The organism is Novosphingobium sp. YAF33 (genome assembly GCF_052113265.1).
Classification (GTDB): Bacteria; Pseudomonadota; Alphaproteobacteria; order Sphingomonadales; family Sphingomonadaceae; genus Novosphingobium.
This window is the reverse complement of record NZ_JBFRCW010000011.1, coordinates 74,938-98,717: the sequence shown is the minus strand read 5'-3', so window position 1 is coordinate 98,717 and position 23,780 is coordinate 74,938. Positions and strand designations below refer to the sequence as shown.

29 protein-coding genes are annotated in these 23,780 nt (G+C 64.8%); 15 read left to right on the top strand and 14 right to left on the bottom strand.

The genetic code is table 11. From position 1 onward, the window contains the following. Positions 1-12 precede the first annotated feature (12 nt). Positions 13-1,290: a tRNA uridine-5-carboxymethylaminomethyl(34) synthesis GTPase MnmE gene (mnmE, locus tag AB4Z00_RS20815; protein ID WP_442047084.1), complete on the bottom strand. Its 1,278-nt coding sequence runs from the start codon at positions 1,288-1,290 to the stop codon at positions 13-15. A gap of 86 nt (positions 1,291-1,376) precedes the next feature. Continuing rightward, entirely contained in the window at positions 1,377-1,649 is a 273-nt protein-coding gene (locus AB4Z00_RS20810; protein ID WP_442047054.1) for a DUF6489 family protein, read from the bottom strand. A gap of 135 nt (positions 1,650-1,784) precedes the next feature. Here AB4Z00_RS20810 and AB4Z00_RS20805 point away from each other — a divergent pair, with 135 nt between their 5' ends. From AB4Z00_RS20805 to AB4Z00_RS20795, 3 genes are read left to right on the top strand one after another with little or no spacing between them, the layout of a single operon-like run. Then, positions 1,785-2,480, top strand: a complete 696-nt coding sequence (locus tag AB4Z00_RS20805) for a dienelactone hydrolase family protein (protein ID WP_442047053.1) — start codon at positions 1,785-1,787, stop codon at positions 2,478-2,480. Between the two features lie 4 nt (positions 2,481-2,484). Then, on the top strand, positions 2,485-4,071 hold the full coding sequence (locus tag AB4Z00_RS20800) for an FMN-binding glutamate synthase family protein (protein WP_442047083.1): 1,587 nt from the start codon (positions 2,485-2,487) through the stop codon (positions 4,069-4,071). A gap of 25 nt (positions 4,072-4,096) precedes the next feature. After that, entirely contained in the window at positions 4,097-5,065 is a 969-nt protein-coding gene (locus AB4Z00_RS20795; protein WP_442047052.1) for a quinone oxidoreductase family protein, read from the top strand. Positions 5,066-5,234: 169 nt separating this feature from the next. Here the strand turns inward: AB4Z00_RS20795 and AB4Z00_RS20790 are convergent, their stop codons facing one another. The 4 genes from AB4Z00_RS20790 to hemE form a co-directional block, all read right to left on the bottom strand. Beyond that, on the bottom strand, positions 5,235-5,909 hold the full coding sequence (locus AB4Z00_RS20790; RefSeq protein ID WP_132265254.1) for a TerC family protein: 675 nt from the start codon (positions 5,907-5,909) through the stop codon (positions 5,235-5,237). A 63-nt stretch (positions 5,910-5,972) separates the two neighbouring features. Then, positions 5,973-7,229 (bottom strand): transcription termination factor Rho, encoded by a 1,257-nt coding sequence (rho, locus tag AB4Z00_RS20785; protein ID WP_132264295.1) that lies wholly within the window; start codon positions 7,227-7,229, stop codon positions 5,973-5,975. 331 nt (positions 7,230-7,560) lie between these two features. After that, positions 7,561-8,004: a CopD family protein gene (locus AB4Z00_RS20780; protein ID WP_132265252.1), complete on the bottom strand. Its 444-nt coding sequence runs from the start codon at positions 8,002-8,004 to the stop codon at positions 7,561-7,563. Between the two features lie 165 nt (positions 8,005-8,169). Beyond that, positions 8,170-9,195: a uroporphyrinogen decarboxylase gene (hemE, locus tag AB4Z00_RS20775; protein ID WP_442047051.1), complete on the bottom strand. Its 1,026-nt coding sequence runs from the start codon at positions 9,193-9,195 to the stop codon at positions 8,170-8,172. A 357-nt stretch (positions 9,196-9,552) separates the two neighbouring features. On the opposite strand from hemE, the gene AB4Z00_RS20770 reads away from it, so the two are divergent. The 10 genes from AB4Z00_RS20770 (at position 9,553) to AB4Z00_RS20725 (ending at position 16,088) form a co-directional block, all read left to right on the top strand. Further along, positions 9,553-10,398 (top strand): pyruvate, water dikinase regulatory protein, encoded by an 846-nt coding sequence (locus AB4Z00_RS20770; protein WP_132264292.1) that lies wholly within the window; start codon positions 9,553-9,555, stop codon positions 10,396-10,398. 17 nt (positions 10,399-10,415) lie between these two features. Further along, positions 10,416-11,000 (top strand): Maf family protein, encoded by a 585-nt coding sequence (locus AB4Z00_RS20765; protein ID WP_442047050.1) that lies wholly within the window; start codon positions 10,416-10,418, stop codon positions 10,998-11,000. Further along, entirely contained in the window at positions 10,997-11,854 is an 858-nt protein-coding gene (locus tag AB4Z00_RS20760; protein ID WP_442047049.1) for a shikimate dehydrogenase family protein, read from the top strand. The genes AB4Z00_RS20765 and AB4Z00_RS20760 overlap by 4 nt, the downstream gene beginning before the upstream one ends. After that, positions 11,851-12,456, top strand: coding sequence for a dephospho-CoA kinase (coaE, locus tag AB4Z00_RS20755; RefSeq protein WP_442047048.1), 606 nt, complete (start codon positions 11,851-11,853; stop codon positions 12,454-12,456). The genes AB4Z00_RS20760 and coaE overlap by 4 nt, the downstream gene beginning before the upstream one ends. 49 nt (positions 12,457-12,505) lie before the next feature. Continuing rightward, positions 12,506-13,189, top strand: coding sequence for a DNA polymerase III subunit epsilon (gene dnaQ, locus AB4Z00_RS20750; protein ID WP_132264285.1), 684 nt, complete (start codon positions 12,506-12,508; stop codon positions 13,187-13,189). 24 nt (positions 13,190-13,213) lie between these two features. Continuing rightward, entirely contained in the window at positions 13,214-13,783 is a 570-nt protein-coding gene (hpf, locus tag AB4Z00_RS20745) for a ribosome hibernation-promoting factor, HPF/YfiA family (protein WP_132264283.1), read from the top strand. A gap of 127 nt (positions 13,784-13,910) precedes the next feature. After that, entirely contained in the window at positions 13,911-14,372 is a 462-nt protein-coding gene (locus AB4Z00_RS20740; protein WP_132264281.1) for a PTS sugar transporter subunit IIA, read from the top strand. Positions 14,373-14,397: 25 nt separating this feature from the next. Continuing rightward, positions 14,398-14,871 carry a PaaI family thioesterase gene (locus AB4Z00_RS20735; RefSeq protein ID WP_442047047.1) on the top strand — a complete coding sequence of 158 codons (474 nt, stop codon included), beginning with the start codon at positions 14,398-14,400 and terminating at the stop codon, positions 14,869-14,871. A 1-nt stretch (position 14,872) separates the two neighbouring features. After that, positions 14,873-15,229, top strand: a complete 357-nt coding sequence (locus AB4Z00_RS20730) for a DUF1491 family protein (RefSeq protein WP_132264278.1) — start codon at positions 14,873-14,875, stop codon at positions 15,227-15,229. Between the two features lie 193 nt (positions 15,230-15,422). Then, positions 15,423-16,088: a cell wall hydrolase gene (locus AB4Z00_RS20725; protein WP_442047046.1), complete on the top strand. Its 666-nt coding sequence runs from the start codon at positions 15,423-15,425 to the stop codon at positions 16,086-16,088. A 126-nt stretch (positions 16,089-16,214) separates the two neighbouring features. Here AB4Z00_RS20725 and xth read toward each other — a convergent pair whose 3' ends face one another. From xth to AB4Z00_RS20710, 3 genes are all read right to left on the bottom strand, one after another. Continuing rightward, positions 16,215-16,991 carry an exodeoxyribonuclease III gene (xth, locus tag AB4Z00_RS20720; RefSeq protein WP_431568071.1) on the bottom strand — a complete coding sequence of 259 codons (777 nt, stop codon included), beginning with the start codon at positions 16,989-16,991 and terminating at the stop codon, positions 16,215-16,217. Further along, a complete protein-coding gene (gene erpA, locus AB4Z00_RS20715) occupies positions 16,988-17,320 on the bottom strand; it encodes an iron-sulfur cluster insertion protein ErpA (RefSeq protein ID WP_132264273.1) in 333 nt (110 codons plus the stop codon). Before erpA ends, xth begins: the two co-directional genes overlap by 4 nt. Positions 17,321-17,518: 198 nt before the next feature. Beyond that, a complete protein-coding gene (locus AB4Z00_RS20710) occupies positions 17,519-17,944 on the bottom strand; it encodes a CBS domain-containing protein (protein ID WP_134094835.1) in 426 nt (141 codons plus the stop codon). Positions 17,945-18,083: 139 nt separating this feature from the next. Between AB4Z00_RS20710 and AB4Z00_RS20705 the strand changes: the two genes are divergently transcribed. Beyond that, positions 18,084-18,377, top strand: a complete 294-nt coding sequence (locus tag AB4Z00_RS20705) for a hypothetical protein (RefSeq protein ID WP_132265251.1) — start codon at positions 18,084-18,086, stop codon at positions 18,375-18,377. 34 nt (positions 18,378-18,411) lie between these two features. Here the strand turns inward: AB4Z00_RS20705 and AB4Z00_RS20700 are convergent, their stop codons facing one another. The 5 genes from AB4Z00_RS20700 to AB4Z00_RS20680 all read right to left on the bottom strand — a co-directional run bounded on the left by AB4Z00_RS20700 (position 18,412) and on the right by AB4Z00_RS20680 (position 21,918). After that, the gene (locus AB4Z00_RS20700; protein ID WP_442047045.1) at positions 18,412-18,801 is read right to left on the bottom strand and encodes a (2Fe-2S) ferredoxin domain-containing protein; all 390 of its coding nucleotides are present in this window, start codon (positions 18,799-18,801) and stop codon (positions 18,412-18,414) included. Further along, on the bottom strand, positions 18,798-19,229 hold the full coding sequence (locus tag AB4Z00_RS20695; RefSeq protein ID WP_442047044.1) for an acyl-CoA thioesterase: 432 nt from the start codon (positions 19,227-19,229) through the stop codon (positions 18,798-18,800). The genes AB4Z00_RS20700 and AB4Z00_RS20695 overlap by 4 nt, the downstream gene beginning before the upstream one ends. Positions 19,230-19,316: 87 nt before the next feature. After that, positions 19,317-19,775: a DUF2497 domain-containing protein gene (locus AB4Z00_RS20690; protein ID WP_132264265.1), complete on the bottom strand. Its 459-nt coding sequence runs from the start codon at positions 19,773-19,775 to the stop codon at positions 19,317-19,319. A gap of 89 nt (positions 19,776-19,864) precedes the next feature. Further along, positions 19,865-21,322 carry a TolC family outer membrane protein gene (locus tag AB4Z00_RS20685; RefSeq protein ID WP_442047043.1) on the bottom strand — a complete coding sequence of 486 codons (1,458 nt, stop codon included), beginning with the start codon at positions 21,320-21,322 and terminating at the stop codon, positions 19,865-19,867. 2 nt (positions 21,323-21,324) lie between these two features. Further along, the gene (locus AB4Z00_RS20680) at positions 21,325-21,918 is read right to left on the bottom strand and encodes a protein-L-isoaspartate O-methyltransferase family protein (RefSeq protein WP_442047042.1); all 594 of its coding nucleotides are present in this window, start codon (positions 21,916-21,918) and stop codon (positions 21,325-21,327) included. A 285-nt stretch (positions 21,919-22,203) separates the two neighbouring features. Here AB4Z00_RS20680 and AB4Z00_RS20675 point away from each other — a divergent pair, with 285 nt between their 5' ends. Further along, entirely contained in the window at positions 22,204-23,742 is a 1,539-nt protein-coding gene (locus AB4Z00_RS20675) for a fumarate hydratase (RefSeq protein ID WP_442047041.1), read from the top strand. Positions 23,743-23,780 lie beyond the last annotated feature (38 nt).

Below are 23,780 nucleotides of genomic sequence, written 5' to 3'. Positions count from 1 at the left end.
CGTGGAACATCGCTATTTGCCGATGCAGAAGCGGCCGAACAGCGCGTCGAGCATGTCTTCGGTGGTGGCGCGCCCTATCAGGGTGTCGAAGGCAACGCGCGCCAGCCGCAGCGACTCTGCAACCAGCAAAGGATCGCGCTCAAGGACCGCCATGGCCAAGGCCCGCTCCGCTTCGGCCACCAGAGCATGCTGCCGCCGGTTGAGCGCTGCCTCACCCGGCTTCGGCATGGAAACGGAAGCGGTCGCCACCAGGTCGTGCCGCAGCGCTTCCAGCCCCTCACCTGTCACTGCGGACACCCGGTGGCGCGGTGCCTGCTTCTGTTCCACGTGGAACAAGTCCGCTTGCGCCGCGATCTCCCAAGCCGCTTCAGGGGCCTCCCCTTCCGGACCGAGCCAGAGCACGAGATCGGCTTTGTCCAACGCTGCAAGAGCGCGCGAAATGCCGATGGCCTCGATCTCGTCGCCGGTCTCATCGCGAAGACCTGCGGTGTCGCCGAACAGGAACGGTATGCCGCCGAGGGACACGGCGCGGGTCAGGACATCACGCGTCGTTCCGGCCAGCGGCGAGGTGATGGCGGCTTCGTCTTCCACCAATGCATTGAAGAGCGTGCTCTTCCCCGCATTGGGCGGTCCGGCCAGGACGACGCGAAAGCCTTCACGCAGCGCTTCCGCGCGCGGCCGGGACATCCATGCCAGAAGTTCGCCGCGGAGACCTTCGAGGCGCTGGATGAAGTCGGCCGGCAGATCGGACACGTCGTCTTCGTCGCCAAAGTCGAGCACGGCTTCTACGGAAGCCGATGCCCTGAGCACATCGTCACGCCATAGCTCCACCTGCCGCGAGAAAGCGCCGCCGGCCATGGCGAGCGCGGAACGGCGCTGCAGTTCGGTCTCCGCCGAAAGCAGATCGGCCAGCCCTTCCGCTTCGGCGAGATCGATCCGGCCATTGGCAAATGCACGCCGCGTGAATTCGCCCGGCACGGCACGGCGCAAGCCGGGAATTTCCGCAAGAGCCGTCTCCACGGCCGAAACCACGGCCCTTCCCCCATGCAGATGGAGTTCGGCCAGATCCTCTCCCGTTGCCGTGCGAGGCCCCGGAAACCAGAGAACGAGCGCCTGGTCGAGAACCGCCCCGGCCCCGTCGCGCAAGGGACGATAGCTGGCACGGCGGGGCTGCGGCAGCGATCCGCTCAAGGCTTCCAGTGCCGCTCCGGCGCGCGGCCCGCTGATGCGGACGACGCCGATGGCAGCCGGTGGCGCGCCGCTGGAGAGCGCGAAGATCGTGTCTTGAATGTCTTGAGGCATGAGCAACGCGCTACAGGAGCGCGGGCGAGAGGTGAACCCCGCCCAGCATCATGCGCGCCGTCGGCTGCGAACGCTCAGTCGGTCTTCTTGGGCTTGGTGCCGCCGGTGGCGCTGCTCATGGCCATGGCCGCGCCGCTTTCCATCAATTGCTGGAACAGCTTGAGACCGTATTGGCCCATGGGGGCGACCTGCTTGGTCAGCTCCTGAAGCTGGTCGAAATTGCCGACGCCCTGCATCGCCTTGGCCAGCGCATCGACATAGACGTCGTTCGCCTTGGTGACGTCAGGCAGACCGAGGAACCGCCTTGCCTCTTCAGGCGAGCATTCGACCTCGACATTGACCTTCATCACGGCCTCCCATCTGGAATTTCTGCATCCTGCCTGACACATGGCGTTGGCAAAGTCCATCGCTCGTGCCTAACCTCCCGGCAACGTCTGACCGGGCCAAAAGGCTGCCAGGCCCCTCTTCCGCAGGAGACACCCATGACCAATATCGAAATCCCGACTCTCGACGGTGACGGCATGATCCCGGCCTATGTCGCCCGCCCCGAAGGCACCCCGCGCGGCGCCATCATCGTCCAGCAGGAGATCTTCGGCGTGGATGCCGGTATTCGCCGCAAGGCCGATGGCTGGGCCGCCAAGGGCTACCTCGCCGTCGCGCCCGACAGCTTCTGGCGCCAGAAGCCCGGCATCGAACTCAGCCCCTATGTCGAGGAAGAATTCAAGCAGGCCATCGGCCACATGTCTGCGCACGATTTCGATTTTGGCATTCGCGACATCGAAGCGGTGATCCACTGGATCCGCCGCGAGGAGGGCGTGCCGAAAGTCGGCCTCGTCGGATTCTGCATGGGCGGCCGTATCGCCTACATGGTGGCGGCGCGCACCGACATCGATGCTTCGGTGGGCTACTACGGTGTGATGATCGACCAGATGCTGGGCGAAAAGCACGCCATCGCCCGCCCGCTCATGCTGCACATCCCGGTGGCCGACCATTTCGTGGACGCGGCCGCGCAGAAGGCCATCCACGACGGTCTCGACGACCATCCCCGCGTCACCTTGTGGGACTACGAAGGCCTCGACCATGGGTTCGCCGCCGAGATCGGTGCACGCCGCGACGAGGCCGGCGCGGAACTGGCGGACGGCCGAACCGAGGCGTTCTTCGCGGAGCATGTCGGCTAAGCCGATGACGGTTGCCCCGCGCTACGCCGTGCCGCTTGCGGTCGTGATCCTCACGGCCGCCTGCTGGCTGGTTCCATCGTGGCGCTGGGCGCTGATCCTGATGGTGCCGGTCCTGCTGTTGACCGTCTGGGACTTCCTGCAGAACCGGCATGCCTTGCGGCGGAACTACCCGCTGATCGCGCGGGTCCGATGGCTCTTCGAAGACTTGCGCCCTTACTTACGCGCCTATCTGGTGGAAGGCGACCGCGAAGGCCGGCCCTTCACCATCGAGGAGCGCGGTCTGGTCTATGCCCGTGCCAAGGGCGATGTCTCGTCTCACCCGATGGGCACGGAACTCGATGTCTATTCGGAAGAATACGAATGGCTCGGCCACTCCATCGCTCCCAACGAAAAGGCCCCTGAATCCTGGCGCGTGAAAATCGGTGGAGACCAGTGCGCCAAGCCCTACGAAAGCGCCCTGCTCAACATTTCCGCCATGAGCTTCGGCTCGCTTTCGGCCAATGCCATAGAAGCCCTGAACAAGGGCGCGGCCATGGGCGGTTTCGCACATGACACCGGCGAAGGTTCGATCAGCCGCTACCATCGGACTTATGGCGGTGACCTGATCTGGGAACTCGGCAGCGGGTATTTCGGCTGTCGCCACAAGGACGGCAGCTTCGATCCCGAACTCTTCGCGCGGCAGGCGCAGGACGATCAGGTCAAGATGGTGGAGATCAAGCTGAGTCAGGGCGCCAAGCCCGGCCACGGCGGCGTACTTCCCGGACCCAAGGTCACGCCCGAAATTGCCGAGGCCCGCAAGGTCGAAGTCGGAGAGGACTGCCTTTCTCCCGCCGCCCATTCGGCCTTCTCCACCCCGATCGAATTGCTTCAGTGGCTGGAGCAGCTGCGCGAACTGTCCGGCGGCAAGCCCGCGGGCATGAAGCTGTGCGTGGGGCAGCCCCATGAAGTCATGGCGCTTATCAAGGCGATGCTGGAAACCGGCATCACCCCGGATTTCATCGTCGTCGACGGGGCCGAGGGCGGCACGGGTGCAGCCCCGCAGGAATTGACCGACAATGTCGGCATGCCGATGCGCGAAGGCCTGACCCTGATGCGCAACGCCCTGGTCGGCGCGAACCTCAAGCACCGGGTGCGGCTCGGCGCCTCGGGGAAGATTCACTCCGGCGCCGGCATGGCCCGCGCCTTTGCCCTCGGCGCGGACTGGTGCAATGCCGCGCGGGCATTCATGTTCTCGCTGGGCTGCGTTCAGTCGATGAAGTGCCACACCGGCGAATGCCCGACCGGTGTGGCCACCCAGGTTGCCTGGCGCCAGCGCGGCCTCGTCGTCGAGGACAAGGCAGAGCGAGTCATGCGTTTCCAGAGCGAGACCCTGAATTCCCTGCGCGAGATCGTGGTGGCCATGGGCTACGACGACCCCTGGGGCCTCAGCCAGCACGACATGTACCAGCGCATAGACAGCGCCAAGGCGGGGCCGCTCGATGAGGTCTACCGCTTCCTCAAGCCGGGCGAACTGCTCGCCGACCCCGAATCCACCCCATATGCCCGCGCCTGGCGCGTCTCGCGCGCGGACACGTTCAGAAGAATCTTCTGATCGCCATCTTCAAGGACCAGACGACATGACCACCGGATACAGGATGATCGCCCGCACGCACGGCGGCCCCGAAGTGATCGAGCGGGAAGATTTCGACGTTCCCTCCCCCGGCCCCGGCGAAGTGCTGATCGAAACCGAGGCGGTGGGGCTCAACTTCATCGATACGTACTACCGCAAAGGTCTCTACGCCGATCCGCTGCCGATCAAGCTGGGCTCCGAAAGCGTCGGCCGGATCGTCGCGCTGGGTGATGGCGTTTCGGAATTCTCCATCGGCGAACGCGTGGGCACGACTCATGCCGGCGGTGCTTATGCCAGCCACCGCCTGATCAAGGCCGCGCAGGCGATGCGCATCCCCGAGGCGATCGCCCCCGAGATCGCGGCCGCCGTCATGCTCAAGGGCCTGACCGCCTGCTATCTGGCAGAGGACACTTTCCCGGCCGACAAGGGCCACGTCGCCCTGGTGCATTCCGCGGCGGGCGGAGTCGGTTCGCTGCTGGTCCCCTGGCTGCTCGACCGCGGCGTGACCGTCATCGCCCACACCGGCAGCGCCGAGAAGGCTGCGCAAGTGCCGGGCGATCATGTGCTCCACTGCCCCTTCGCGGAACTGCCGGAAGCCGTACGGGACATCACCCGGGGCGAGATGTGCCATGTCGTTTATGACGGCGTCGGCGCGGCATCGTGGACGGCCTCGCTCGCGTCACTGCGCAAACGCGGCTTCATGGTGACTTACGGCAATGCCTCGGGCCCGGTACCCCCGATTGCGCCGCTGGAGCTGATGAAAGCCGGATCGATCTATCTCACGCGCCCGACTCTGGCCGATTACGTCGCCACGCCGGAACAGCTGGCGATCAGCGCGAAGAAGCTGTTCGACCGCATCGCCAAAGGAATCCTGAAGCCGAACATCGGGCAGACGTTCGGCCTGGAAGAGGCCGCAGAAGCGCATCGCGCGCTGGAATCGAGGGCAACCACCGGTTCCACCATCCTGGTGCCCTGACAAGGCTCCACGGCCGATCCTGGGCACACAAAGCCCAACCCTTCCGCAGGTTTCTCGACGATCACCCCAAGGTGGCAAGGAACCGGGCGGCGCATTCAATGCCCCAGAACGGAAAAGGACCCGGAAGGCCGAAGCCTCCGGGTCCTTTTCCGTTTCACGCTCGATCGTATCAGATCAGGGTCACGATCCCGAGCTGCGGATCCACCCAGCCCTCGTAGATCATCTTCACCGCCACGTAGAGGATGACGGCCAGCCCCACCCAGGCGATCCAGCGATAACGCTCGATGTACCGGGCGATGAAGTTCGCGGCCACGCCCATGAGCGCCACGGCGAAGACGAGACCCACGATGAGGATGCCGGGATGATCGCGCGCCGCGCCGGCGACGCCGAGCACGTTGTCGATCGACATCGAGATATCCGCCACCGCAACCGAGATGGCCGCTCCGGCAAAGCTCTTGGCAGGGCGCACGCCGGAGTTTTCGTCACCCTCGATCTCGGGCGAGCCGGGATGATTGCCGCCGTGAATCTCGCGGTACATCTTCCACGCCACCCACAGCAGCAGCAATCCACCCGCGAACACCAGCCCGACGATGCCGAGCAGCCAGGTGACGATCAGCGCGAAGCCGATGCGCATGACCAGCGCGGCGATCACGCCCAGGGCGATGACCTTCTTGCGCTGGTCGGCCGGGAGACCGGCGGCCAGGGCACCCACGACAATGGCGTTGTCGCCCGCCAGCACCACGTCGATCATCAGGACCTGGAGGAACGCCGAAAAAGCGGCCGGCGTCCCCAGGTTCGAGAAGTCGTTGACGATGTGCTGCCAGATCTCTGCCGGACCGCCCATGGAAGACGTCGCCACCAGTGTCTGAAGGATGCTCAAGCCCCCCAAAGTCTCCCAAGCTCCCCTTTACTGATTCATCGTCGAGAAGAAGTCCTCGTTGGTCTTCGAGTCCTTCATCTTGTCGAGCAGGAACTCCATCGCGTCGACGGTGCCCATCTGCATGAGGATACGGCGAAGGACCCACATCTTGGTTAGCTGATCCTTGGGAACCAGCAGCTCTTCCTTGCGGGTGCCGGACTTGCCGACGTCCAGCGCCGGGAAGATGCGCTTGTCCGCCACCTTGCGGTCCAGGACGATTTCCGAGTTACCGGTGCCCTTGAACTCTTCGAAGATGACTTCGTCCATGCGGCTGCCGGTGTCGATCAGCGCGGTGGCGATGATGGAGAGCGAACCGCCCTCCTCGATGTTGCGCGCGGCGCCGAAGAAGCGCTTGGGGCGCTGCAGGGCGTTGGCGTCCACACCGCCGGTCAGCACCTTGCCCGAGCTGGGCACCACGGTGTTGTAGGCGCGGCCGAGACGGGTGATCGAGTCCAGCAGGATCACCACGTCGCGCTTGTGCTCGACCAGGCGCTTCGCCTTCTCGATCACCATTTCGGCGACCTGGACGTGGCGCTGGGCGGGTTCGTCGAAGGTGGAGGAGATGACCTCGCCCTTCACCGAACGCTGCATGTCGGTGACTTCCTCAGGGCGCTCGTCGACGAGCAGGACCAGCAGGAAGACTTCCGGATGGTTGTCAGTGATGGCCTTGGCCATGTTCTGCAGCAGCACGGTCTTACCTGTGCGCGGCGGCGCCACGATCAGCGCGCGCTGGCCCTTGCCCTGCGGCGAGATGAGATCGATCACGCGGGCCGACTTGTCCTTGACCGTGGGGTCCAGGCAATCGAGCTTCAGGCGCTGATCGGGATAGAGCGGCGTCAGGTTGTCGAAGTTGACGCGGTGGCGCACCACGTCCGGATCGTCGAAGTTGACGCTGATGAGCTTGGTGATGGCGAAGTAGCGCTCGCCGTCCTTGGGGGCGCGGATTTCGCCTTCGACGGTATCGCCCGTGCGCAGGCCCCATTTGCGGACTTGGTTCGGCGAAACGTAGATGTCGTCGGGTCCGGCGAGGTAGTTCGCCTCGGGGCTGCGCAGGAAGCCGAAACCGTCAGTGAGCACTTCGATGGTGCCCTGCCCGATGATTTCCTCGCCGTCCTCGGCAACTTCCTTGAGAATGGCGAACATGAGGTCCTGGCGGCGCAGCGTCGAAGCGCCTTCAACGCCCAGTTCCTCAGCCATTTCGACCAGTTCGGCCGATGATTTCTTCTTGAGTTCTTTAAGATGCATTTGTCTGGATTCCGGATGGAAATGGTGTGTCGGCCGGCGGGATCGAAGGGCTTGGGGAAAGCGGATCCGGGCAGGAGAATGGGCTCGCCGCCCTATGCCGGAACAGGGCCCAGATAAGCGTTCGCCGGGCCTCGGTCAACGAGTCAATCCGCCAAGCGGCGTGTGGGCGGGCCGAATGGATCGGGCCTGGTCGCGGCGGCGAATGAAGCCGTTCGAGTCCCCTGGGTCGTAACGGGGGAGCGCTGAGGTTTCTTGAGTCGCTTTCCTGCGGACCGGTCGCTGCCGACGGCGCGGGCCCGAAACAAGGCCGGAGTGTAGGACTAAAACCGATTCAGAACGGCTTCACGACCACCAGGATCACGATCACGGCGGCGGCCAGCCCCGGAATCTCGTTCAGCAGGCGCAGCTTTCGGCCGGTCAGCGGACGTTCGCCGCGCGCCAGCTTCTTGCCGTAGCCTACCAGCCAGCCATGATAGCCCGAGAGACCCAGGACGAAGAGCAGCTTGGCGTGAAGCCAGCCCTGGTCCCACGCGCCCATGGCAGTGGCGGTGGCGATGCCCAGCACCCAGACGAGGATCAGCGAAGGCGTAAGGATGATCTTGCGCAGCTTGGCTTCGCGATCGATCCAGCGCGCTTCCTCTGCCGAGCCCGGCTCCGCTTCCTGGTGATAGACGAAATAGCGCGGGAGCATGAACAGCCCGGCCATCCAGAAGATCACGAAGATGACATGTCCGGCCTTGAGCCAGAGATAGAGCATGGAAAGCACTTCCTGCATGAGTCCCACGAGTCTGATGGTTCCGGGGCGGCCCTCCTGCACTCTTGCCCTGCTTCGAGCAAGACGATTCCGTCCCTGAATCAGCCGATTAATCCGCCTCCGGGCGGTTGATCGCTGGGCAGGGTGAGGGAGGGATGCCTGTTGAGGGCCGCCGCCGGAATGGGCCTATCGCGACCAGTTCCGGACGATGCCGAGCAGCTTCTCCACGTTCTCGATCGGCGTGAACTGGCCGATTCCGTGGCCGAGATTGAAGACGTGCGGCCGGTCGGCAAAGGCATCGAGCACGCGGTGGACCTGACTCTCGAGGTCCTCACCGGCCGAAAGCAGCAGTAGCGGATCGAGATTCCCCTGCACCGGCAGGCCCGCCGGCAATTCCCGCGCCGCCCAGATCGGGTCGATGGTCTCGTCGATTCCGACCGCGTCGACACCGGTCTCCCGGGCATAGGATGCCAGTTTTTCGCCGGCCCCCTTGGGGAATCCGATGATCGGAGTCTCGGGATGGCGCGCTTTCACCGCAGCGACGATCTGCGCATTGGGAGCAATGACCCAGCGCTCGAACTGAGCGGGAGAGAGCGACCCTGCCCATGAATCGAAAAGCTGGATGGCTTCCGCGCCGGCTTCGATCTGGCCGCTGAGGTAGTCGACAGTCACCCCCACGATAGCCTGGATGATCGCCTGGAACGCCGTAGGGTCGCGATAGGCCATGGCGCGGGTCTCATGCTGATCCCGGCTGCCCTCGCCTGCACACATGTACGTGGCGACCGTCCAGGGGCTTCCTGCAAAGCCCAGCATCGTCTTGTCGGCATCGAGTTCGGCGCGAACCTTGCGCACGGTTTCGTAGATCGGGGAGAGGCGATCGGGCACGGCGGAGAGACTCTCCAGCGTGCTGTCGACCAGGCGCGGAGTCAGCCGCGGACCTTCGCCGGCCAGGAACTGGAGGTCCTGCCCCATGGCGTAAGGCACGATCAGGATGTCCGAGAACAGGATCGCACCGTCGAATCCGAAGCGGCGGATCGGTTGCAGGGTGATCTCGGCGGCTGCGTCGGTATCGTAGACGAGGGCCAGGAATCCGCCCTTTTCGGCGCGCAGGGCACGGTATTCGGGAAGGTATCTTCCGGCCTGGCGCATCAGCCAGACCGGGCGCTTGCTCGTGTTCGTTCCGTGCAGGTTTTCGAGAAGGAGGCCAGGCATCGAGATTCAGGTCCGATCAAAAAAATAAAGATTCTTAGAAGGATGATGGAGTCTGTTGGTCCTGTGGATATCGGGGACGATTGAATCTTGCCCGAATTATTCCACGGTGAACAGGTTCAAATCTGCGCGGCGACTCTCCACGGAGTCTGAGTCAAAGACTCTTTATCCCGGTTACCCACAGGGTGTGGGCGCGAATTGAATCATGTTTACGACTCTAGAGATTGAATCGGTTCAACGGGGAGGAAAACCGGGATCCGAGTTGTCACCGGACTAGTCCCGTGGTTTATGCCGGGACATATCCACAAGCCGCCGGGAGGTCTGGCGGCTCCCTCGCGAAAGACTCTGGAAAAGCCTCGAATGGCGCGATTTCATCTCCACCTGCTCTCGGATTCCACTGGCGAAACGCTGGAAATGATAGCCAAGGCCGCCCTCGCCCAGTTCGACGATTCAGACGTCCTGCGGCACTTCTGGCCGATGGTGCGATCCCAGCAGCACCTCGACCGGATCATGGGCGAAATCGCCGCCAATCCCGGACTCGTCTTCTTCACGCTCGTGAACGAGGAAACGCGCGGCAGGCTGGAAGAGCGCTGCCAGCAGCTCGGCCTGCCGGCGATTGCCGTGCTCGACGGTGTCACCGATGCCCTGGAAGCCCTGCTCGGCCAGGAGGCCAAGGGGCGTCCGGGCCGGCAGCACCGCCTGGACGACGCCTATTTCGCGCGCGTCGATGCGATTCAGTTCACCATCGCTCATGACGACGGCATTGCCTGGGAGGACTGGGAAGAGTCCGATATCGTCCTGGCGGGAGTCTCGCGCACCAGCAAGACGCCGACATCGATCTACCTCGCCAACCGCGGGTACAAAGTGGCGAACATCCCCATCGTGGTGGAGAGCCCGCCCCCGCCGCTGCTGTTCGGCCTCAAGCGACCGCTGGTCGTGGGCCTGACCACCGCGCCGGAGCGCCTGATTCAGATTCGCCGCAACCGTCTGCTCTCCCTCAGCCAGTCGCCGGATACCGACTACGTGAAGTCCGATAGGGTGGAGAACGAGCTGAAATACGCGCGCCGCATGTTCGCGGACAATTCCTGGCCGGTGATAGACGTAACGCGTCGCTCGATCGAGGAAACGGCCGCGGCGATCATCAATCTCTATAACGAGCGCAAGGCCGAAGGGACGCAAGGTCCGGTCGGCCCCAAGCCGATCTGACTTCACGGGAAATCGACATGATCGTCCTGGCATCTCAAAGCGCGTCGCGGCGTGCCATGCTCGAAGCCGCAGCCATTCCGTTTCGCGCGCAGCCCGCGCACGTCGACGAGCGCGCCATCGAGGCGGGGCTTTCCGGCAGGCCGCCCGCCGAGATCGCCCTGCAACTGGCGCGGGCCAAGGCGCTGGCGGTATCCGATCAGGCGCCTGGAGAACTGGTGCTCGGCAGTGACTCGCTGGTCGAGTGCGCTGGCCGCCGCTTCGACAAGCCCGCCGATCGCAAGGCCGCCGCCGAACATCTGCGCTTCTTCTCCGGCAAGGCGATGAATCTCCACAGCGCCGCCGCCCTCGTGCGCGACGGCGAGGTCCTCTGGGCCGAGGACGCCGTGGCCTCGCTCCATGTCACGACGCTTTCCGAGGCGTTCATTGCCGACTATCTCGATGCCGAATGGCCCGAAGTGGCAGGCTGCGTGGGCGTTTTTCGTATCGAAGCCCGCGGCGTGCAGCTGTTCGAGAAGATCGACGGCGACTATTTCACCATTCTCGGCATGCCGCTGCTCAAAGTGCAGGCGGCGCTGCGCCGTCTCGGAGTAATCGCGAAATGACCCTGCCTTATGCCGAAGTGATCGGCGATCCGATCGGACAATCCAGGTCCCCGGTGATTCACGGATTCTGGCTGGAGAAGCTCGACCTTGAGGGTCGCTACGACCGGCATCTCGTTCCGGTTGAAGGCCTGGCCGGCTATCTCGACGAACGCCGCGGCGATGCCGCCTGGCGGGGTTGCAACGTCACGATGCCGCACAAGCTGGCAATCGTGCCCCTGCTCGACAGGCTGGATCCGCTGGCGGCCAGGATCGGCGCCGTGAACACGGTGGTGCGGGAAGCGGATGGCTCGCTGACGGGCTACAACACCGACGCTCCGGGCTTTCTGGAGCCGCTGCAGCCGCTGCTCGACCAGACTCACTTGTTCCGTATGGCGCGCGTGCTGGGTACCGGCGGCGCTGCGCGGGCGATCGTCGCGGCCCTGGCGGAGCGCGGCTTCGTGATCGTGYTGGCCGGGCGCGATCCCGCCAAGGCGCGGGCCATGCTGGACGAGTTGACCGCGCAGAATGACCATCACGCCATCGACCTGGCGCATTTCGCCGATCCCACCGACTTCGCCTTCGACGACCGCGAGCAATGCCTCGACATCATCGTCAATGCGAGTCCGCTGGGCATGGCCGGGCAGCCGCCCCTCGCCTTCGATTTCAGCCATGCGCCGCCGCGCAGCGTGGCCTATGACATCGTCACCAGTCCGCTGGAGACGCCGTTCCTTCAGGATGCCCGCAAGGCGGGACTGGAAACGGTCGACGGCCTGGCGATGCTGATCGGCCAGGCCGACGTCGCCTTCACGCGTTTCTTCGGGGTGAAGCCGCCGCGCGAGCATGACGAGGAACTGCGCGCGCGGCTTCTGGCATGAATCGCGCCGCGGCCCCGAAGATCCTGGGCCTCACCGGCTCGATCGGCATGGGCAAGTCCACCGTGGCCGGGATGTTCCGCGCTCTCGGCGTGCCGGTCTTCGATGCCGATGCGACCGTTCACGAATTGCAGGGCCCGGGCGGGTTGCTGGTCGCGGCGATCGAGGCGGCCTTTCCGGGCACCACCGGCCCGGAGGGAGTCATTCGCCAGAAGCTGGGCGCGGCCGTGTTCGGAGACAAGGCGGAACTGGCGCGACTCGAGGGCATCGTCCACCCTGCCGTCGCGGAGGCGCGGCGCCGCTTCATGGCGACGCATGGCAGCGCGCCGCTGGTCGTTTTCGACATTCCCCTGCTTTACGAAAAAACGGGCGATCGCGGCCTGGACGGAGTGGCGGTGGTCTCCGCTCCGGCAGAGGCCCAGCGTGCCCGCGTGCTCGCGCGGCCGGGCATGACGGCGGAGAAATTCCAGCAGATACTGACCCTTCAGGTTCCGGACGCGGAAAAGCGCGCGCGCGCCGATTTCGTCATCGATACCGGGACCACATTGGAGGAAACCCGCCGGCAGGTGGGCCGCATCGTGGATGCGTTGGCCGGGTCAGAATAATCGCCTCAGGGCCTTGCGAAGTGGGCCGGGCAGGCAGATATGGAGAGGGATGAGAGAGATCATCTTCGACACCGAGACTACAGGTTTCGACCCCAGGAACGGGGACCGGATGGTGGAGATCGGCTGCATCGAGATGGTCAACCGGGTGCCTACCGGCCAAACCTACCACGCCTATTTCAACCCCGAACGCACGATGCCCGCCGAAGCCGAAGCGGTGCACGGCCTGTCCGATGCCTTCCTGGCCGACAAGCCCCTGTTTGGCAGCTGCGCCCAGGCCTTCGTGGACTTCATCGGCGACGCGCCGATGATCGCGCACAATGCGGGCTTCGACTTCAACTTCATCAATTTCGAACTCGCCAAGTGCGGCTTTGCCGAAGTCTGCCTGACGCGGATGGTCGATACCGTGGCGCTCGCCAAAGTGCGGCATCCCGGCGCCAAGCTGTCTCTGGACGCGCTTTGCACGCGCTACGGAATTGATCGAAGTCATCGTACCAAGCACGGCGCCTTGCTAGACGCCGAGCTGCTCGCGCAGGTCTATGTGGAGCTGAGGGGCGGTCGCCAGATCGGCCTGGAGCTTCTCGCGGAAACCGCCGAAATCACGACGGAGGCGCGCATTCTCATTCGAAAGGATCGCCCGTTTCGTCAGCCGCGTCCCCACGCGGCTACCGACGAGGAACTTCTTGTTCACGCAGAGTTTCTCAAGTCGGTCGATGCCCCGCTCTGGGGCGCCTGATTCACAGCAGAGGAGTAATCGCCCATGGACATCCGCGTTTCCGGCCATCAGGTCGACACCGGTGAAGCCCTCCAGAACCACGCCAGCGAGCGACTGACGGCGATCATAGACAAGTACTTCAGCCGAGCGCTGTCGTCCCAGGTCACCTTCGGACGCGCCCCGGCCGGCGCTTTCCGCTGCGATATCGTGATGCATGTGATGCAGAACCTGGTGCTGAAGGGCACCGGCATGGCACAGGACGCCCATATCGCCTGCGACCAGGCTGCCGAAAAGATCGACAAGCAGCTGCGCCGTTACAAGCGCCGGATCAAGGATCGCCACGAACAGTCGGCTCATGCCGTCGCGGTGGAAGAAGCCGCCTACACGATCTTCGAAGAACGCGCGAACGAGCAGGAAGAAGAGCAGGAAATCGACGCACCTGTCGTGATTGCGGAAACCCGTGTGGACGTTCCCGAGGCCACCGTTTCGGACGCGGTCATGATGCTCGACTTGCGCAACACCACGGCGCTGCTGTTCAAAAACGCTGGCACGGGGCGCCATAATATGGTTTACCGCCGCGGCGACGGTTCGATTGGCTGGGTCGAGCCGCACTGACGCCGACCGTAGCGCCGAATAGGCGTCTATACTTCTTTTCGAAGGACAAAGCATAACCCCCGGTTTTCCGGGGGTTATGGACGTTTAGTCCTAGGTAACCCATCTTGGGCCAGAACCAGAAACGCAGATGAGCAGTCTTTTTACCCTGTTGCCAGATGCCGTCGTGACTTCCAGCGCAGACAGCAAGCCCGTGATTCTCGGCCGACTCGCCGACCTTTTCGCCGAGGTTTACCACCTCGATCGCGAAGTCGTGCTTGCGCGCATTATCGAGCGCGAGGAACTGGGCAGCACGGGCTTCGGCCGCCGCATCGCCATACCGCATGCCCGCATGTCCGGTCTTGGGCGGCCCGTGGCCGTCGTGCTGCGGCTGGACGCCCCCGTGGAATTCGAATCCGCGGATGGCGTGCCGGTCGATCTGGTGTTCGGCCTGCTTTCGCCCGAGAATGCCGGCGCCACTCATCTTCACGCCCTGGCCGCGATCTCGCGCATGATGCGCGATGAACGCATGCATTCCGCGCTGATCGATGCGCCCGGCCCCGAGGCGCTTTACAGCCTGCTCAGCAACGTCATCGATCGCGATGCCGCCTGAGACTTCGGACTCCGGCGCTCCGGACATGTCCGGCGCCGGCCTGCACTGGCGTGCGCTGGAAGGCCTCTATGCTTCGGCGCCGATCAACCAGATGTTCCGCTCCCGCCTCGATATCGTCGGCGAGGGGCATTCCCGCATCACTTTCGATGTGGAGCCGGACAGTTTCCACGCCGCCGGCGCGGCGCATGGGACGATCTATTTCAAGATGCTGGACGATGCGGCGTTCTATGCCGCCAACACGCTCGTCACCGATCGCTTCCTGCTCACAACCTCGTTCAACCTGTTGCTGAGCAAGCCGATCAAGGGCGGCACCATCGTGGCCGAAGGTCGCTGGGTGAGCGGCCGCCGCCGCGTGCTGGTGGCGGAATCGCGCCTGGTGGATGAAGAGGGCGAGGAAGTGGGCCGCGGCACCGGCACGTTCATGCGCTCGCGCATCGCGCTTTCCGGCCTGCCCGGTTACGTCGTCCCGACTGGCCCCGGCCCGACCGGTACGGCCTGACATGGACGACCGCCTGCCCGCCCATCTGGAAGTCTCCGGCCTCATACGCGCAGTGGAAGCGGAAGGCGGATTCGGCATGGTTCTCAGCAAAGGTGAGCGCGACGCCGGGACGATCATGCTCGTCCTGCTCGAGAATGGAGGCAGTGCGCGCGCCTATGAACGCATGCCGGGCCTCGATGGCACGCGCGCCTGGCATTGCACTCGCCGCCAGGAGGAATCGGCAGATTTCGGCGAATCGCTAACGGCGAGACTCGCGTTCTCGGACTATGTGGAGAGACGCGGCACGCAGGACCCCGACCTTTGGGTCGTGGAACTGGATGTCGCGAAGCCCGAACGCTTCATCGGGCTTGGTGTATAACCGGGTTGACTTGCACGGCATGCAAGTTAATGGCCTCTTCGCAGACGCGGAAGCGGCTCGGGTAGCATTTCGGCCAACCCGGCTAGCACGCAGACGGGGAATCGTCGGCAGGATCGTTGGAAGGTGAACGCCTCTAAAAGGCATTCCGTTCCCGCCTGCGTCGGATTGGTTCACCGCCCTTGATCTAAAGTTGATGCGAAGCAAAGTTCAGTGGGCAAGCGCAGTGGCGCTGGCCGCTACGATATTGACCACCCTATTCGGCGCACAGGGTTCGGGCGCCGCGGCTCTGGCACCAGTCCTGGTCCAGGCCCAATCGAACCTCGATCCGATCTTCGTCTCGAAGCCGGTCGTCCAGTCCCTCCCCTCGGAAGACGGGGTAGACGCGACGGATGACGACAGTGCAGCAGGCGCAGATCAGGATGCTTCGCAGGACAACCCGGTCGATGCAGACACGCTGGCGCAGCTTGTTGCCCAGCAGTCCGTACCTGGCCGTCTGAGCAGCGAAATGCGCTGCCTGGCCAGCGCGATCTACTTCGAATCGCGCGGCGAAACTCTGGAAGGCCAGCTGGCTGTTGGCCGCGTGATCATCAACCGCGCGGAATCGGGTCGCTTCCCGGCCAGCTACTGCGGCGTCGTCTACCAGCCGGCGCAGTTCTCCTTCATCCAGGGCAAGAAGATGCCCAAGGTGCGCGAACAGTCGAGCGGCTGGCGCGAAGCCGTGGCCGTCGCCAAGATCGCCATGGAAAAGAGCTGGAAGAGCCCGGTCAAGGGTGCGCTGTTCTTCCACGCCACGCGCGTGGAACCGAACTGGCGCCTGACGCGCCTGGCCCGCGTGGACAATCACATCTTCTACCGTTGATCCGGCGGTGATCGGTATGGGGGCGCGCTGCAGCCCCTGTAGCGGAACATGAGAAGGGGAGCGAAATCGGTGCGCCATGCACCGCTTTCGCTCCCCTTTCTCGTGCCGTCATCGGGCCCGCCGGAATCAGTCCCTCAGATGGACCCAGACCGGGGTATGGTCGCTGGCCTTCTCGCGGCCGCGGTAGGACTTGTCGACGCCGCAGGCCACGAGCCGGTCCGCCAGCTCGGGCGAGAGCAGTGCATGATCGATGCGGAAGCCATGATCGCGCTGCCAGGCGCCGGCCTGATAGTCCCAGAAGGTCCAGACGCCGCCGCGCGGGTTGTGAGTGGCGATCGCGTCGGTCCAGCCGTCTCCGAGCAGGCGGAAATAGGCATCGCGCGATTCCGGCTGCATCAGGGCATCGGCCGCCATGGCCGGCGGCGACCAGACATCGCAATCGGTGGGGATGACGTTGAAATCGCCGGTGACGATGGCGGGAACTTCCTCGGCCTTGATCGCGTCCATGCGGCGGCGGAGGCGGTCCATCCAGCGCAGCTTGTAGTCAAACTTGGGGCCGGGCACCGGATTGCCATTGGGCAAGTAGATGCAGACGACGCGCATTCCGAAGACGTCCGCTTCCAGATAGCGCGAATGCTCGTCCTCAGGCTCCCCTTCGAGGCCGCGCTGCACTTCCACCGGCATCTCGCCGTCGGCAAGGATGGCCACGCCGTTGAAGCCTTTCTGGCCGTGCCAGATGCCCTTGTAGCCGATCTTCTCGAACTCGGCGATCGGGAAGCCTTCGTCCTGGCTCTTGATCTCCTGCAGGCAGGCGACGGCCGGGCGCGTCTCTTCCAGCCATTCGAGCAGACGCGGCAGGCGCGCCTTGACCCCGTTGATGTTGAACGTGGCGATCTTCCTCATACCGAGAAGCTCGATCCGCATCCGCATCCGGCCGCAGCCTGGGGGTTCTCCACCTTGAAAGCCGCACCGCCAAGAGATTCCACGTAGTCGACCACGCAGCCGCTCACGAGATCGAGGCTCATCGAGTCCACGACCAGACGCACGCCGTCCGTTTCCGCGACGGTATCATCCGCCTCGGGCGCCTCGGCGAGGCCGAACTTGTATTGGAAGCCGGAGCAGCCGCCGCCTTCGACCGAGAGACGAAGAATCGCGGGCTTGCCCTGCTTTTCGGCAATCGCGGCAACGCGCGAGGCCGCCGAGGGGCTGAGAGTGACGGTTTGCTGGTCCATGTCCGCGATGTAGGCTTCCCCGCCCCCGGCGGCAAGGCGCGGAGGGCAGAGGAATCCTGTCCGGCTTGGTAGGGCGGTTGCGCCGGGAAGCCTGTGCGGCGGCGCGTCGCCATGCGGCACCGCCCGCGCACTCTTGCGGATCGTTCTGACGGCCTCGCGCGGCCGGAAGGGAGTGCCCGAACGGCGGCCGGAGCCGGTTCAGGCCATCTGGATATAGTCGCGCATGGCCGCGGCTTCGGATTCCACCTTTTCCAGTCGGTATTTTACGATGTCGCCGATCGATACGAAAGCGACCATGCGATCGCCGACGGTCACCGGCAGGTGGCGAATGCGCCGCCGCGTCATCAACGCCAGCGCCGCCAGGGCCGAGGCGGACGGGTCCACCGTGACGGGCGGAGAGGTCATGACTTCGCTGACCTGCATGCCCAGCACGCTCGGCCCGAATTCACGCAGGCGGTAGATCACGTCGCGCTCGGAAAAGATCCCGACGAGGCTGTCGCCTTCGAAGATCGGCAGTGCGCCGATGCGGCGATCGGCCAGAAGGGACGCCGCCTCGCTGACGGTGCAATCGGCCTGGCAGGTGATAACGGCCTCCCGGCCGGCGATGATCCGCTCGATCGTCATCGTTTCAATCTCCCGTAATCGGGTCCTCGACCCGCTCCTCGCACGCCCTCTGTCGGGGCTTGTTCCAAGGAGAGTAACACAGGCCCGGCACCGCCACGAGTCCCTTGCGAGCCGGCGCGCGAAGGCGCACATGGGCCGGATGATACCGCGCTCGCCCCTGGATGACCCCGAAAAGGCCGCCCACGCCTGGGCGCGCTATCGCCGCATCATGCGCTATATGCTGACAGTGACGGTGGCTCTGGTGATCGCTTCGGTGATTCTGCTCTACCGTTCCAACGGGATGGTCTCGGTCCACTTCTACATCGCCGCGGCATTGGGCATCGGCTTCACCATGCTGCTGGCGTCCGCGCTGATGGGCCTGGTGTTCCTGTCCAGCGGCACCGGCCATGACGAGGCGGTCGTCGATCCGCTGGACGACGATCACCGGTTCTGAATTTTCGGCTGCGGAACGCCAGGCGCCGGACGAATCAGGTCGCGGCAGGTCTCAGCCGGAATTCCTCGACCGGGAGGCCGCCGATCAGGTGCTCCTGAATGATCCGCTCCAGCACATCCTCGGTGCAGGAGTGGTACCACACGCCGTCCGGCCAGACGACGGCGACCGGACCGGCGAAACAGATGCGCAGGCAGTCGGCCTTGGTCCGGGCGACGCCGCCGCCGTCCTGACGCAGGGGGCCGTCGAGCCCGAGCTGCTTGAGCCGCTTCTTCAGGTATTTCCATGAGGCCGCGCCCTGCTGCGGCGCGCAGCACTCGCCCTTCTGGGGTTCGGCGCAGATGAAGATGTGACGCTGGATTCCGTCGCCTCCGGCTTTCGCCAGTGCATCGGCGGCGCGCGCGATGTCTTCGGCGGTGGCGCTCATGCGCGGAACATCCATTGCCGGGCGCTTTCCAGATAGGCTTCCGTCAGCGGCGCAGGGCCGCTTGGACCGACCATGACGATTACGGTGCGGGCGAAAACCACGGGCTTGCCGTCCTGCATCACCACCTGAAGCACGGTCTGGCTGGTCCGTCCCATGCGTTCGACCGCGCCGTGCACGGTGACCGGCTCTGGATAGTGAGTCTCGCCCAGGTAATCGATGGCGATGCTGGCCACCATCGTCGAGAGCCCGGCGAGGTGCTCAAGGCCGCCCGCCGTGCGGAAGAAGCGCACGCGTGCGTCTTCCAGAATGCCGGCCATGGCGACGTTGTTGATGTGCATGTTCACGTCGAGATCGCCGAAACGCGGTTCGATCTGACAGGAGAACGGGTAGCGCGCGGCGTCTAGCAGCGCGGGATCGGGTTTAGCCATGTTCCGGGAAGTAGGAAGCGGCGGCCGGATGGTCCAGTGCGAACGTGCCGGCAGGCCGCCGGCCGATGTCTCACCGGCGGGGCGCTGTCAGCCCTTCTTGCCCACGATCCGGGCGATCTCGGCAGCGACGAGCCGCTCCACCATCGGCGGCAGGTTCTTGTCGAGCCATTCGGCAAGCGCCGGGCGCAGCAATTCGCGAGTCAGGGCTTCCAGCGAAGTCTCGCCCGAGCGGACGATCTGCGGCGGCACGCCGGGTTCCGAGATCATGGCCAGCGCCGCCAGCGATTCGCGCATCGAATTGCGCTTCTCGTCATGAACCAGCGCGGGCTCGTCGGCAGGTTCGTCGGGCGCGAGCTGCGCGGTTTCCGCCAGATCGAGCACATCGTCATCCTCGTCCTCGAGCATGACCGCGCGCAGATCCTCCACCGAACGGCGGTGCCGCTCGGCCCGGGCATCCGACCGCGAATCGACACGCATGTCGCGGGCGATCACCTGCTTGATCGACTGGAGAATCTCCTCGACCGAAGGTTCACCGCTTTGACGCATGCCACTTTGCCCCTGCTCGCTGGTCCGGCTGCCTGCTTCAAAGGCCCACCGGACGCGACGAAAATCCTGCTCCGAATCGGAGCAGCCAATTACTGCTGCGGAATGTTCCCGTCCTGCACTTGCGTGTCAACGGTCCGGGTGGACTTGGCCACGGGTGCCGGATCGTTATCCCAGTCGAGAATCTTGCCCTTCACCCGGTCGTAATTGATCTCGGGATCGTAGAGAATCCCGCCGTCCAGATTGAGATCGCGGGCCTCGGCCTTGCCCATGGCCGCCAGCAGGGTGAAGCCGGCGACGTAAGCGTTGCGCCGTGCCGTCACCAGGGTGACTTGGGCGTTCAGCAGTTCCTGCTCGGCGTTGAGAATGTCGAGAATGGTACGGTTGCCTACCGAATTCTCGGCGCGGACGCCTTCCAGGCTGAGCGAGGCGGCGTCTACCGCCACTTGCGAGGAGCGGATCAGGTCGTTCGAGGCATTCCACGAGGTGAAGGACGACCGTACCTGGGCGATCACGTCGCGTTCGGCGGCGATTTCCTGTTCCAGCGTGGCGGAGGCCGTGGCCTGGGCCTGGCGGCGCTGCGCGGCGGGCAATCCGCCCTGGAAGATCGGGATCGACAACTGCGCCCCGGCCTGCGCGGCGGTATCGTGCTGGGACACGCCGGAGCTGGGCACCCCGCGTGCCAGGGTATTGAAGTAGTTGTTGTAGGTGCCTTGGCCGAACAGCCGCAGCGTCGGCAGGCGGCTGGCGCCGGCGACGTCGATGTCCTTTTCCGCAGCCTTGGTACGCTCTCGCGCGCCGATCAGATCGGGGTTGGAATCGAGGGCGATGGCGGAGGCTTCATCCGCATTGCCCGGAAGGTTCGGCAGGGGCGGCGGCGCCTCCAGAGCCTCGGGCGCATGGCCGACGAGGCGGATGTAAGTCTCCCGCGCGCCGGCCAGATTGGCTTCGGCGGTGCGCAAGTCGCTCTGGGCGACGGCCAGGCGCGACTGCGACTGCGCCACGTCGGTGCGCGTGAGGTCGCCGATCTGGAAGCGGTCGCTGGTGGCCTGCAGGTTGGTCTGCAGAACGCTGACGTTCTTGCGGTTGAGCCCGACGATCGCCTCGGTGCGGATCACGTCCATATAGGCCGCGACCACTTGCGAGAAGATCGAGGCTTCCGTGGCGCGCAAGTCTGCCTGTCCGGCGTCGACGCGGATCTTCGCGGCCTTGATGCGGTTCTTCACCGCACCGCCCGAATAGATCGGCACGCCCAGGTCCGCCCCGGCATTGAAAGTGCGCGCAGGCGCGTTGAACGAATTCTCGCTCTGCTTCAGGAACTCCGTGTAGGTGCCGCTGACGCTGGCGTTCGGCCGCCCCTGGGCCTTGGCGATCGGCACGCCCTCGTCCGTGGCGCGCTGCTGCGCGCGCGCGGATTCGAGCGTGGGATTGGTTTGATAGACGGCAACAAGCGCATCGCGCAGGGTATCTGCCAGCGCCGGAGCGCCGGTCAGAGCCAGTGTCAGACATCCCCCCGCGAGCAGCCCGGCACGCTTTGCGAACCGGGCCACGTTCAGAAGCTCCAGTGTTTGGGAGCAGCGAATTCGGGAAGAACCGGAATCCCCATCTCGATCAGCGGCAGCAGCGAAACCGTGCCGGCAGCCTTCACGCCCGATGCGAGGCGCGTGACGCCGCGCACGACCAGACCGGTCACCACGCGGCCGCCGTCGACCACTTGCGCGGCGAGAGCGGCGGGCAGTTCCTCGATCGCACCGTCGATCACGACGAGCGAATAGCCGCCCTCACCCGCCAGAGCGGCGGCTTCGGCAGGGTCCACCACGGTCAGCGAACCGGCGAGCGGACGCAGCAGTGCAGCCAGATAGCCATTGGCTTCGCCCACGAGCAGGACCTTGTCGTCCTGCGTGGGAGCCGCTTCGGCCAGGATCTTGCCGTGAACGAGCGGAGCGGCCAGGAATCGGCCGTTTTCCAGCGCGATCGCGCGGTCGATATAGGCGGCGTCGCGCATGGCGGCCGGAACGAAGTTCTCGCGGGCGACGCGGGCCATTGCGGTGAGCACCCAGGGTTCGTTGACCCCGCTGGTGCGCAGCTGGCTGACGATCATCGCGTGGCGTGCTTCGGTGGCGGACCGATCCTCGGTCAGGGTCATTGCGGCCTATTCCTCATGCTGGAGCGGGAAAGGACGGCAGACGCCTGTACCCCGCAAATACGGACTTTATGCCGGGCCTTCTAAGCGAAGCGGCGATGCAGGCCAAGCAGTTTGAAATACCTTGGTCGATCAATCGTGACGCTTTGACGATGCCGTTCCCGAACATGCAACCCGCTGCGCGTGGAACACAAGAATCGCCGCGCGAAATGCGCTTTTGCGCAAATGTCAAAGCGGGTCTAAGGAGGCCGCAAAATCACGCGATCCGAAAAACGGGAGCACAATTCCATGACGCAGATGGTGACCATCCGCGAAGACGACCTGATCGACAGTGTCGCCGACGCACTTCAGTATATCAGCTACTTCCACCCGATGGACTACATCCGCGCGCTGGGCGACGCCTATGAGGCGGAACAAGGCCCCGCCGCCAAGGATGCCATCGCCCAGATCCTGACCAACAGCCGCATGTGCGCGGAAGGGCATCGCCCGATCTGCCAGGACACCGGCATCGTCAACGTCTTCATCGAGTGGGGCCAGAACTGCCGCCTCGAATCCGAGAAGTCGCTGCAGGAAGTGGTCGATGAAGGCGTGCGCCGCGCCTACAACAATGCCGAGAACAAGCTGCGCGCTTCGGTTCTGGCCGACCCCGCCTTCACCCGCCGCAACACCAAGGACAACACCCCTTCGGTGCTTTCGGTCAGCATGGTCCCCGGCTCCAAGGTCTCGGTGGACGTCGCGGCCAAGGGCGGCGGTTCGGAGAACAAGTCGAAGTTCAAGATGATGAATCCCAGCGATTCCATCGTCGACTGGGTGATCGAGATGCTGCCCCAGATGGGCGCCGGCTGGTGCCCACCGGGCATGCTGGGCATCGGCATCGGCGGCACCGCCGAGCACTGCGTCAAGCTCGCCAAGCAGAGCCTGATGGAGCCGATCGATATGGCACAGCTCAAGCAACGCGGCCCGCAGAACGATATCGAGGCGCTGCGCATCGAGATCTTCGACAAGGTGAATGCCCTCGGCATCGGCGCGCAGGGCCTTGGCGGCCTGGCCACCATCCTGGACGTCAAGATCATGGACTGGCCGTGCCACGCCGCCGGCAAGCCGGTCGCCATGATCCCCAACTGCGCCGCCACCCGCCACGCGCACTTCACGCTGGACGGTTCCGGCCCGAAGTACCTCGAAACCCCGAATCTGGACGAGTGGCCGCAAGTGGAATGGGCGCCCGACGCCGGCGCCATCCGCGTCGACCTCGACACCCTCACCCCCGAGATCGTCCAGAGCTGGAAGCAGGGCGACCGTCTGCTGCTGAACGGCAAGATGCTGACCGGCCGCGATGCCGCGCACAAGCGCATTGCCGACATGCTCGCCGCCCAAAAAGCAGGGGGGGGCGAGGAACTGCCGGTCGATTTCAAGGGCCGAGTGATCTACTACGTCGGTCCCGTCGATCCGGTGCGTGAGGAAGTCGTCGGCCCCGCCGGCCCGACCACCGCGACCCGCATGGACAAGTTCTCGGACACCATGCTCGATCTTGGCCTGCTGGCCAGCATCGGCAAGTCGGAGCGCGGCCCCGCCGCCACCGAATCCATCGCCAAGCACAAGTCGGCCTATCTGATGGCCGTCGGCGGCGCCGCCTACCTCGTCGCCCGCGCGATCAAGGAAGCCAAGGTCGTCGGCTTTGCGGACCTCGGCATGGAGGCGATCTACGAATTCACCGTCAAGGACATGCCGGTGACCGTGGCGGTCGATTCCGAAGGCAAGAACGTCCACCAGCTGGCGCCGCTGGTGTGGAAGGAAAAGATCGCCAAGGAGCACCTGCTTCCGGCGTGATGAAGCCCGGTCCGGCGGCTTTTCCGTCGGACCGGACC